Origin of the sequence: Proteus sp. G2669, from assembly GCF_009915245.1 — a bacterium.
Lineage (GTDB): Bacteria > Pseudomonadota > Gammaproteobacteria > Enterobacterales > Enterobacteriaceae > Proteus.
This window is the reverse complement of record NZ_JAABLX010000041.1, coordinates 238,684-249,071: the sequence shown is the minus strand read 5'-3', so window position 1 is coordinate 249,071 and position 10,388 is coordinate 238,684. Positions and strand designations below refer to the sequence as shown.

Genomic DNA, 10,388 nt, shown 5'->3' with positions numbered 1-10,388 from the left:
TATTTGATAGGGTGATCATGCCTTAAAATCGTTTTGAACGACGTGAGTATGGATAAACGGACGGTTTTCGCCAACTCACTCGCCCGTTTTATATAAAAGGGATTATTTGAAGGGGGTAGGTTTCCAGCGTTCCTCTAACTTTTCTAATAGCTCAAACGTTATTTCTTGAACAAAATTTTTCATGGTAGGATGAAAACTCGCTATTAAAGCGACTTTTTGATTTGAATTGGTCATTTCTTTTAATGTAAATACTTCTGTTTTTCCTAAAAAAAAACTTTTTAAAATATACCTCTCAGGCGTTCGCTTAATTGGATTACCTATATGTTGATAAAGCCATTGGTCGGTCATAACCTGTTCTAACCCAAACGGGATTTTATTGGGGAATACCCAACCGTTTTTCATATTATCAGGGATTAATGTCAGTGTAATTTGAGAGAGCGTTTTTAATGGGTTTTTAAATGATAAAAAAACATATTCTTTGCTCATCCGTAACTTTAAGGTGATATCACCCGAATTGCCTCGTGGTTTAGTTTTATAAGGAATTAACCCATCATCATAAAGTTCATCATAGGTATCCCCTAATCGCCGTACTAAGGCTTCAATATTCACACTCATTGATATAATCCTTCCTCTCTATTTAATCGGTGTAATTCTGCCAAAACCTTATCTAATTCTTCATCAGGAGTATTATATTCTGCTTTTAAACATCGTCGCTCTATTTCCCAATTTCGTTCAACCGCTTCTTTTAAATCCTGACCGTCATACTCTTTTCGACGCAGTTTTGTGTCATCGTTTAATTCAACCCAAGTATTATTTCTGCCACCGTAGGTTTCACTGCATTTTTGGTGTACGGATTTAGGGATAGCAACGGATGCCACGTTATCTAATGCTATATCTAATTGAGTATCACTTATTTCTGAATCTATATTTCTTAAATAAATTTCGACTGCGGCTTTTGACGGAATATGGTCAACTTCATAAATTCCCCCTTTAGAGAGTTTTTTTAAATTTCCGTAATAGTCGACTTCTAAAAAATTCACGATTCTTTTTTGAAAATAGACATAAATGGCGGGCACTTCCCCCCAAGGGTCGACAATAATAAAATCATTAAAATCGTCTTCTTCCAAGGGAAAGGTTTCGACCCAACCTTCTTGTCGTTCTTCAGGAAAACCAGGAGGCGCATTCAGCGATTGTTCAGGAATAGGGTTCGGTAAGCGCCAAATTTCTTGAGGTTCAGGTAACGGGAGTGGGGGCGTTGTATAGCCAAACTCACCCCCATCATGAATAAGCGTTTCTTGTCGTCCATTATCCAAACTAAACTTAACGGCATGAAAAGCATCACTGGTGTTTGAGGGGATATATTCTGCGGTATTCCCTACCATGTCCCAATGAAATGTTCCTTCAATATCAGGATCTAAGAATGTTGCTGTGCCATCTTCATGACGCTCAGCAAATCGGACTCTGACATGATTGAGTCCGCTGGCTTCATTGACAACATACCCAGCGACCTTGGTGGCATATCCTGTACTTTCATCATCAACAATCCTGAATCGAACGCCCGTGATGACGGTGCTTTTTTTATGAGCAAGCTGCCGTAAAGTGGCTTCTTCCGTATAATTTTGTCCTTTGACTGTCTGAGGTGATCGAGAAAAACCGCCGACTAAAAGGGGCGAATTTATCATTCTACTGATGAATAGTTGGTCTTCGTTTGGATCTCCAGCAGGCTCAGAGTGAAAAAGTAAGCCTAAAACCCCCCATCGAGAGGCAATCGCAATATCTTTAACGGCATTGAGGACACCTTGATAAGGCACGGGGGTAGGTTTAAAGATAGGCTTAGGTAATATGATGGATTTAGGTGACGCATAGGATAGTGAACGCGCTTCCATGAAAAGTTTAGCTGACGCTATGGAAACAGAAACAGGAGTTACCTGACCTCCTGCTGTCGTTTTTCCTTTATCTTCATCTCTTCGTCTATGAATAAAATATTCCGGCATTCATTACTTCCTAAAACAATAGTATTAAGTGAAATGAAAATATCTTAATTAATTGTTTTTATTGAATTCACTTCAAATAAGATAATAAATAGGTATATTTATCCATTATTAATCAGTTACTTAGATAAATAATACCGCTCGTTCCCTATGTGTGGCGATCAATGGTTTGCAGTATTCGTTATTTTTATCTGAAGATAATGTCGTCTTCTACTTCTAACGTTAGATGAATAAGTGTTGTTTTAGCAAACGACTTTCTGTTCAATATAGGCATTTCTAGATTATTCTTAATAAATTTTAAAATAAGTACAATTACGAAATATAATTATAATCATTTATAAAAAACAATAAGATAAAGTTAAATATTTAGAAATGAAGAAAAAAGAGATTTCCTCTATCGCACTCCTAACACCCTAAATGGAATACGATAGAAGAGGAATGATATTAAGATGAGCTACTACTACTATTGAGTGCTTCAACGCCTAGATTCCAACGTTCCATCGTTGATATTAAGAATAAGCCAGTCATGGCAACCAATAAAAATGGTAGTGAAGATGAAGAAATTTCTGACAACGCGCCAGCCAGCAAAGGCCCAGACAAATTACCAATTCCCCATAACATCGCCGCAGACGCATTTGCAACCATCAGATCATTACCTGAGAAATATTGCCCTATTTGTACTAATGCAATGGTGTATATCGCACCCGCTGTTGCCCCCAGCACCAGTAATAGAGGCCAAATCAAAAATGTATGAGACATCGTGATCGGTAATAATAAGCTTGCGAGTAAAGTCACCACACCACAAATTCGATATAACCGCGTTCTGTTCATATGATCAGCAAGCCAGCCAAATGGCATTTGCATAATGGCGTCACCGGCTAAAATAGCACTTATCATCATGGCTGCAATAGCTTCAGTATGTCCCATACTTAGGCCATAAATAGGAAACATAGAAAGTACGGTACCATCAAAAAAAGCAAAGAAAACAATACCGCCGCAGATTGCGGGTGCAACTTTAACAAAACGAATAATAGAAAAATTCGGCTCTTGCGTATCTTTTGGTAATTTATCTCCTGTTTTCTGATCCATCATTAAAAACAGGGCAATAGAGATAATATGAATAAAGACACTAATTAAAATAGGTGTTTTATCTGCGACGCCATAAAGCGCAATAATTGAAGGCCCTAATAACTGGCTGATAGTAAATACCGTAGTATATACCGCTAAAATTCGCCCACGTTTATTATCTGGTGAAAGCTCATTAATCCACGTCTCTCCTAAACAAATCATCACACCACTGGCAATACCAGTGATAAGTCGTAAAGGAAATAACAACTCTAGCGGTAAGCTTCCCATTAAGGGTAATAAACTGATTGCAGAAATAATGGTTGCTAAAAGCATCGCAAAGCGTTTACCAATCCATTGCACAATACGCCGAGCAAAAGGTGAAATAATTAACATCCCAATAGCTGGCGCGGCAGAAATAAGTCCGATGATAGATTCGCTAATACCCGCTAAATTAAGACGTAGTGCAACCATGGGAATAGTTAATCCGATAACAATCCCGATAACGCCAATGCTTACCGTGATAGTTGTTATCGCAAAAATTTCAGATTGGCGATAATTTTGATGTGACATGTTATTTTGTTTCTGTGAATAACAGAAACCTCTGTAATAAAAGAAAGGGGGTTAAATAAAATATTGTTGTATTATAGGGGATAAGAAATAGATAAACATGCTTAAAAAACAACATTAATCAGAGAAAGATCTCCATTTGACTCACGAAGATCTTTGCCTTTCACAATATTCTCACTTCGCCGTCATTTATCTTACAACACTTAAGAAAAATAACGGTAAATAAGCACAGCACCAGATATCAATACAATAGTATAAATCACACTCATAAATCGTGCTTTCGACATACGTAATGTTAAATTTCGCCCTAACCAAACACCTGCAAACATGGCTGGTAAGAAAATAACAGCTAATTTAAGAATATCTAATTGCCAATAAATTCCTGCAAATAAAAAAATCACCACTCGAGTTAATGTGCTAAAACCGATCAACGTTGTTTGTGTAATGCGAAACTTATTTTTGTCTGCAATTCTGCCTGACAAGTAAATCGCATATAAAAATCCCCCACTACCAAACAACGCGCTAAATACACCGCCGATTAATCCAAAAGGATAAACTAAGCGTTGAGAAAATTGGCTTTCTTGTTTTTTCCAAAACAGTGCATAAATTGCATAACAAGCAGCAAATAGACCTAAAAGAAGAGAGAGTAAATCAGGACGTGTGGTTAATAAAATTGTTGCCCCAACAAGGCTACCAATAATAATAAGCGGGATAAGATAACGGATCTCTTTAAAATCAGCCTGCTTACCATCCCTTGCGACATTCACTATAGCTGCGCTTAAATCGATTAGTGCCAATAAAGGAACTATCATTGGCAATGGTAAATAAAGCGCCAAGACTGGCCCTGCAATTAATGCTGATCCAAATCCTGCCATACCAAAAATCACGTAAGCAAAAAATAAGGTGAATAGACAAATAAAAATATCAGCCCAACTGAGCAATTCCATCATAAAAAACCTTGAATAGTTATCATTTACGCAAAGATATTAGCGTAACTAGTAAAAATCGAACAGTGATCGTAAGACTATTCACAAAATACAGCAGAAACAGAACCTCATTTTTCCGAATACGGTTAATTAGTGTTATTATCTAATCGGAATGACACTTTTAAACTAACGATATTTTAAATTGGCAATGAACCCACAACCTCCTAAAAAAACAAATGAATACCTTGGTAATAAAGTTAAACAATTAAGACAATCTCGAAACTTGTCACTTAATGAGTTATCAAGAAAGTCAGGAATATCCAAGGCAGCATTGTCAAAATTAGAATCCGGTGATTCTAATCCTAGAATCGATACCTTAGAGGCTATCGCGATAGCCCTTGGCTTTCCTTTGGGAGATTTATTTAGTTTTACACGCGAAGAGTACCCTCGCTTAGAACGACATAAACCTATCGTGGGTGATTATGCCCAAGAGTTTAAATTCCGTATTGGTATCGGCAATATTACTGAGATTTGGCATATCGAGATGAAGCATGGCGCGATTATTAATAGCCCTGCTCACGCTGATGGTACTCAAGAACACATCATGGTCTATTCTGGTAAATTAATGATGCGTTTTGATAACGACGAAACGGTTTTATTAGAAACTGGTGATTTTTATGCTTTTCATGGTAATGCGCCCCACTCTTATATTTGTGTAGAAGGCCATTTGCGCGCCTCTGTAATTATGTCTAGCCCAAATCAACAGCATTACCATCATCGCCCTTAAGCACTATATTGGCTCGCTCTTAATGATAAAGAGAGAGCCAATCTACATTAATTTAAATAACTTTCCATTTGCTCAAAAACACGTAAGTCATCGCTGAATCTCACTTCTTTTACGTCTTCAAGCTTTTCTACCTGACTCACCATCTGCATTAGGCGATCATCTTTTTGCACTAATAGCCAAATCCGGCTTTTATCGCTATTTTTCATTGGTAAACACAAAATGCCATCGACGTTAAATGCGCGACGAGCAAATAGACCACAAATATGGGTCATAACACCGGGATGGTTGCGAACAATCAATTCCAGCGCGATAGGTTGTGATTGGTTTGACATAAATTAAGCTCCTATCATCTCAATATTTGCAGCCCCAGGTGGAACCATCGGGAATACTTTTTCGTGGATATCAATCATAACGTGAATTAAGCAAGGGCCTGGTTTTTCAATAGCAGCTTGCAATGCACTGGCGGGATCTGCTTCTTGATTTAAGTCACAGGTATCTAAACCAAAACCTTGTGCAATACGGATAAAATCTGTTTGGTAAGGGTAAGCCGCCGCATAAATGCGCTCTTCAAAAAACAGTGTTTGTTGCTGATGCACTAATCCTAATGCCTGATTATTAATCAAAATAATTTTGATATCTAATTGGTGTTCAGCCGCAGTGGCAAGTTCTTGAATATTCATCATAATACTGCCATCCCCTGAGAAGCAGAGGATTTTCTTACCTGGCTCAGCTAATGCGGCACCAATTGCAGCAGGTAAACCGAAGCCCATCGTACCTAAACCACCAGACGTTAACCATTGTCGAGGTCGATTTAACGGATACGCTTGCGCTACCCACATTTGGTGTTGCCCTACGTCAGTCGTAATAATCGCATCATCATCTACGCAATTTGCGGCCGCCAATACAATACCGTAACCACTCAGAATATTTTCAGAGTTTTTCATTTCTAATGGATATTCTTGTTTCAGTGTCGTAACACGTTCTATCCATTCATTACGCTTGTTTGTATTAATCAATGGTAATAACAGTGATAATACGGATTTCGCATCGGCGTGGATCGCAATATCAGGGCGTTTGATCTTACTAATTTCAGCGCGATCGATATCAACATGAATAATTTTAGCATTAGGGCAAAACTTCTCGGCTTTACCAATGGCACGATCGTCAAATCTAGCCCCTAATACAATCAACAGATCCGCTTCTTCCAAAATAAAATTGGTACTACGAGTCGCATGCATACCCAACATTCCCAAATACAGTGGATGCGAAGGTGGCATTAATCCTAACCCCATTAAGGTCATGGTTGTTGGCAGATTATTTTTCTCTGCTAATTCAATTGCTTCTTTACATGCTTCAGAGCTAATGATCCCCCCACCTAAATATAAAACAGGGTTTTTAGCCTGATTAATCATTTGCGCCGCTTGTATCACTAAATCAGTATTAAACGCGGGAACAGGATCTTTTTGTGGAATAGGCGGTAACGCTTCTAATGTAATTTTGGCTTGTTGAATATCTTTTGGTACGTCAACCCAAACAGGCCCCGGTCTTCCTGACATTGCTAAACGAAACGCATCACAAATAATTTCAGGTAACTCAGCAATATCACGAACTAAATAGTTATGTTTAGTAATGGGAATAGACATGCCGTAAGTATCAACTTCTTGGAAAGCATCAGTTCCAATCATCGCTGAAGATACCTGACCTGTAATACAAACTAAAGGAATAGAATCAAGCTTAGCATCGGCAATTGCTGTTACTAAATTTGTCGCACCCGGCCCACTCGAAGCAATACAAACAGCAGGTTTACCATTTGCACGGGCAATCCCTTGTGCAATAAAACCAGCACCTTGTTCATGGCGAGTTAAGATATGTCGAATAGATTTACTTTGGCTCAATGCGTCATACAACGGAAGCGCAGCCCCACCAGGAATACCCGCAACGGTCGTAATGCCTTGTCGTTCCAGTAAATAAACGATTAATTGTGCGCCAGTAAACGTTCTACTTGTTGTGGCGTTTTCTTGTTGATCACCCATTTTTATCTGTCCTTTGTTTTAAGCCGGACTTGATGGGCAGGTAGAAATGAAAAACCCCGCCCGGTTAGTGCGCCGGCGGGGTTTCGAAACTGTGTTGATTCGGACCCGTTACGGCGCTTTGCCGACGACCACCACCACACGCACGACAACCACAGCCGCGATGTGCGCTGTTAGTCGTAGGCTTTGTAGTAGAGTAGTGATGATCATGGGTTACCTATCAATTAATTTAATGATGTGTTTACGTGTTATCTGTATTTAAAAAAACATAACTTCTACAAATTAACAACCTTTTTTTTCGGTTTATTTTTTATCACCACTAAAAACGAGAGCTAGATCACTTCTAATAAAAATCAAAAAATAATGACGATAACAGCACAAAAAACCAGATTAATTTCATATTACAGAATAACCAAAAATCCTTTTATCTGCGTAAACACACCCACTCAATTTTATAAAAACGCAACTTGAACCAAGAGTAATGTTGCCGAAAGTACAAACATAAATACCACCATCGGCATAATAAATTTAAGCCATTTGTTATAGGAGATATCTAACATTTGCAAGGTCGCTAACACCAGTCCGGTAGGCGCTAAGAACAACATAATATATTGCCCCCAGTTATACGCTGACACCACCATATAACGAGGAACACCGACTGCGTCTGCTAATGGCGCCATAATTGGCATCGCTAAAACCGCAAGGCCAGAAGAGGAAGGAACAATAAAACCTAAACAAATAAAAACAACGAGCTGTGCTAATAAGAACAAGCTTGGTGGCATTCCTGCAACCATATGAGACATAAACTCAAGGATAGTATCGGCAATTTTACCTTGTTCCATCACAAGGTTAACACCTCGCGCTAAACCAATAATTAATGAAACGCCTACTAACTCAGATGCCCCATGAATAAATCCATCAATGGCCGTTTTTTCTTTTAATCCAGAGAGAAAAATAATGATGATGGCAATGGCTAAAAAGAGAGCAGCCATTTGTGGAAACCACCAGCCCATATCCATGACGCCCCAAACCATAATAGGAAAAGCGGCAACAAATAAGCAGAGGATCACTTTACGACGCCACGAAAATTCTAATATCTCATTAGGATCGTAATTACTTAAAAAACGTTGTTTAAAACTTTCGGCATTCTCATAATTATAAGAAAAAGCAGGATCTTTTTTAATTTTTTTACAATACCAGTATAAATAAACCAAAACGCCAATCGTACCAATCACTAAGCCAATAGTACGAAAGCCGATCCCTTCAATAAAACTTATTCCTGATGCATTTGAGGCAATGACCACAGAGAATGGATTAACTGTTGAAAACCCAGCCCCCATTGACGAAGCTAGAAAAATAGCTCCGACACACACAATAGCGTCATAACCCAATATTAAGAATATAGGGACTAATATGGGATAAAAGGCAACGGCTTCTTCTTCAATCCCACAACTTGTCCCGCCTATGGATAATATAATCGTGACACCAAATACCACTAAAAACTCTTTACCTTTGGTTCGATTTGCCAGTGCTGTTAAGCCCGCATTGAATGCACCAGTTTTATTAACAACCCCAATAAGCCCCCCCAAAACAAGAATGAAAACAATAACATCAGCCCCCTCTATCGTCCCTTTCACCATACTTTCGGTAATATCCATTATCCCTTTGGGTTGCTGTGCTACGCGTTCATAGGTTCCAGGTATCGCTATCGGTTTTTTAATTGTTCCATCAGTAAATTTATTAATTTCAATAGAGACATTTAAATCATTTAATGTCGCTTGAGTTGCAGGTAATACTTCATGAGAACCATCTATTTTCGCAACCACTAATGATGGCTCTGTTGAGTTATAACTTAATCTTTGATATTCGCCAGCTGGAATAATCCACGTTAAGCCAACCACAATTACTGTAATTGCAAATAAAATAGTAAATGCGGTCGGAAACGCAAACTTTTTAAGTTTCATAAGCGCCCTCGACTTAAATAAGAGGTAACTCTGCCAGTAGAAATAATATCTAACTGGCAGTGTTTATTTTTAGAATTAAATTTGGAATAATAAAAACAATATTAATTAGAGATAATTGTTGTGCCTGTTTTTCCTTCTAAAGCAGATAATGCATTATCTAAAGAAGTAATAATTGCTTGAGCATCCTTGTGACTTTCTTTTAGAAAATTAAGACAAGCTTCAACTTTAGGTAACATACTTCCTTTAGCAAATTGTCCTTGAGAAATATATTCTTGTGCTTGAGAGAGTGTTAATTTATCTAAATTCATTTGCTCTGGTTTATTAAAATTAATTGCCACTTTATCAACAGCCGTTAATATTAATAAAATATCTGCTTTTAATTCGACAGCTAATTTAGCACTGGAGTTATCTTTATCAATAACAGCATCAATACCTTCTAATAACTCTCCTTTTCGAATAACGGGAATACCACCTCCGCCAACCGTGATCACCACAATATTGCGTTCAACTAACTGTTTAATAATCGGTGATTCTACAATTTCTAACGGTTTGGGTGATGGAATAACTCGACGATATCCACGCCCTGCATCTTCCATAAAGTGGAAACCATGCTCTTTTTGGATAGCCTCAGCTTGCTGTTGAGTATAAAACGCGCCAATGGGTTTTGTGGGTGATAAAAAAGCAGGATCGTTTTTATCAACAACTACTTGCGTCACAATGGTCGCACAGCCATGATCTTTATTCAGATTTCTCGTACATAACTCGTCATTAATCGCCTGTTGTAGATGATAGCCGATATAGCCTTGGCTCATGGCACCACATTCAGCAAATGGCATATAAGGCGTGCCAATATTCTGTTGCGATGCATAATCCATAGCTAAATTGATCATCCCAACTTGCGGACCATTTCCATGACCAATAATGACTTGGTAGCCTTTCTCAACCAAATCTACAATCGGCTTTGCGGTTTTTCGTACTATCTGTTTTTGCTCTAGTGGCGTACTGCCCAGTGCATTTCCCCCTAAAGCAATAAATACCTTTTTAGGCATTGTTAA

Annotated in this window: 10 protein-coding genes; 1 reads left to right on the top strand and 9 read right to left on the bottom strand. The window is 38.3% G+C overall.

The window, feature by feature from the left end; all coding sequences use genetic code 11:
- Positions 1-102 precede the first annotated feature (102 nt).
- From GWI68_RS11660 to GWI68_RS11645, 4 genes are all read right to left on the bottom strand, one after another.
- Entirely contained in the window at positions 103-615 is a 513-nt protein-coding gene (locus GWI68_RS11660) for a DUF6392 family protein (RefSeq protein ID WP_166540364.1), read from the bottom strand.
- Complete coding sequence (locus GWI68_RS11655) at positions 612-1,994, bottom strand: S-type pyocin domain-containing protein (RefSeq protein WP_166540363.1); 1,383 nt, start codon at positions 1,992-1,994, stop codon at positions 612-614. Before GWI68_RS11655 ends, GWI68_RS11660 begins: the two co-directional genes overlap by 4 nt.
- Before the next feature lie 441 nt (positions 1,995-2,435).
- A complete protein-coding gene (locus GWI68_RS11650; RefSeq protein WP_166540362.1) occupies positions 2,436-3,629 on the bottom strand; it encodes an MFS transporter in 1,194 nt (397 codons plus the stop codon).
- Positions 3,630-3,829: 200 nt separating this feature from the next.
- Positions 3,830-4,576 carry a sulfite exporter TauE/SafE family protein gene (locus tag GWI68_RS11645; RefSeq protein WP_109408583.1) on the bottom strand — a complete coding sequence of 249 codons (747 nt, stop codon included), beginning with the start codon at positions 4,574-4,576 and terminating at the stop codon, positions 3,830-3,832.
- 184 nt (positions 4,577-4,760) lie between these two features.
- Here GWI68_RS11645 and GWI68_RS11640 point away from each other — a divergent pair, with 184 nt between their 5' ends.
- The gene (locus GWI68_RS11640; protein WP_069368071.1) at positions 4,761-5,339 is read left to right on the top strand and encodes an XRE family transcriptional regulator; all 579 of its coding nucleotides are present in this window, start codon (positions 4,761-4,763) and stop codon (positions 5,337-5,339) included.
- A gap of 47 nt (positions 5,340-5,386) precedes the next feature.
- Here the strand turns inward: GWI68_RS11640 and ilvN are convergent, their stop codons facing one another.
- The 5 genes from ilvN to arcC form a co-directional block, all read right to left on the bottom strand.
- The gene (ilvN, locus tag GWI68_RS11635; RefSeq protein WP_006535577.1) at positions 5,387-5,671 is read right to left on the bottom strand and encodes an acetolactate synthase small subunit; all 285 of its coding nucleotides are present in this window, start codon (positions 5,669-5,671) and stop codon (positions 5,387-5,389) included.
- 3 nt (positions 5,672-5,674) lie between these two features.
- Entirely contained in the window at positions 5,675-7,372 is a 1,698-nt protein-coding gene (ilvB, locus tag GWI68_RS11630; RefSeq protein ID WP_166540361.1) for an acetolactate synthase large subunit, read from the bottom strand.
- A gap of 108 nt (positions 7,373-7,480) precedes the next feature.
- Positions 7,481-7,579 (bottom strand): ilvB operon leader peptide IvbL, encoded by a 99-nt coding sequence (gene ivbL / locus GWI68_RS11625; RefSeq protein WP_071788573.1) that lies wholly within the window; start codon positions 7,577-7,579, stop codon positions 7,481-7,483.
- Between the two features lie 242 nt (positions 7,580-7,821).
- On the bottom strand, positions 7,822-9,333 hold the full coding sequence (locus GWI68_RS11620) for a YfcC family protein (protein ID WP_166540360.1): 1,512 nt from the start codon (positions 9,331-9,333) through the stop codon (positions 7,822-7,824).
- Between the two features lie 101 nt (positions 9,334-9,434).
- The gene (arcC, locus tag GWI68_RS11615) at positions 9,435-10,382 is read right to left on the bottom strand and encodes a carbamate kinase (RefSeq protein ID WP_166540359.1); all 948 of its coding nucleotides are present in this window, start codon (positions 10,380-10,382) and stop codon (positions 9,435-9,437) included.
- Positions 10,383-10,388: the final 6 nt, after the last annotated feature.

Coding starts and splice junctions, on each gene's coding strand:
- GWI68_RS11660 (WP_166540364.1), bottom strand. CDS start 615: ATGAGTGTGAATATTGAAGCCTTAGTACGGCGATTAGGGGATACCTAT.
- GWI68_RS11655 (WP_166540363.1), bottom strand. CDS start 1,994: ATGCCGGAATATTTTATTCATAGACGAAGAGATGAAGATAAAGGAAAA.
- GWI68_RS11650 (WP_166540362.1), bottom strand. CDS start 3,629: ATGTCACATCAAAATTATCGCCAATCTGAAATTTTTGCGATAACAACT.
- GWI68_RS11645 (WP_109408583.1), bottom strand. CDS start 4,576: ATGATGGAATTGCTCAGTTGGGCTGATATTTTTATTTGTCTATTCACC.
- GWI68_RS11640 (WP_069368071.1), top strand. CDS start 4,761: ATGAACCCACAACCTCCTAAAAAAACAAATGAATACCTTGGTAATAAA.
- ilvN (WP_006535577.1), bottom strand. CDS start 5,671: ATGTCAAACCAATCACAACCTATCGCGCTGGAATTGATTGTTCGCAAC.
- ilvB (WP_166540361.1), bottom strand. CDS start 7,372: ATGGGTGATCAACAAGAAAACGCCACAACAAGTAGAACGTTTACTGGC.
- ivbL (WP_071788573.1), bottom strand. CDS start 7,579: ATGATCATCACTACTCTACTACAAAGCCTACGACTAACAGCGCACATC.
- GWI68_RS11620 (WP_166540360.1), bottom strand. CDS start 9,333: ATGAAACTTAAAAAGTTTGCGTTTCCGACCGCATTTACTATTTTATTT.
- arcC (WP_166540359.1), bottom strand. CDS start 10,382: ATGCCTAAAAAGGTATTTATTGCTTTAGGGGGAAATGCACTGGGCAGT.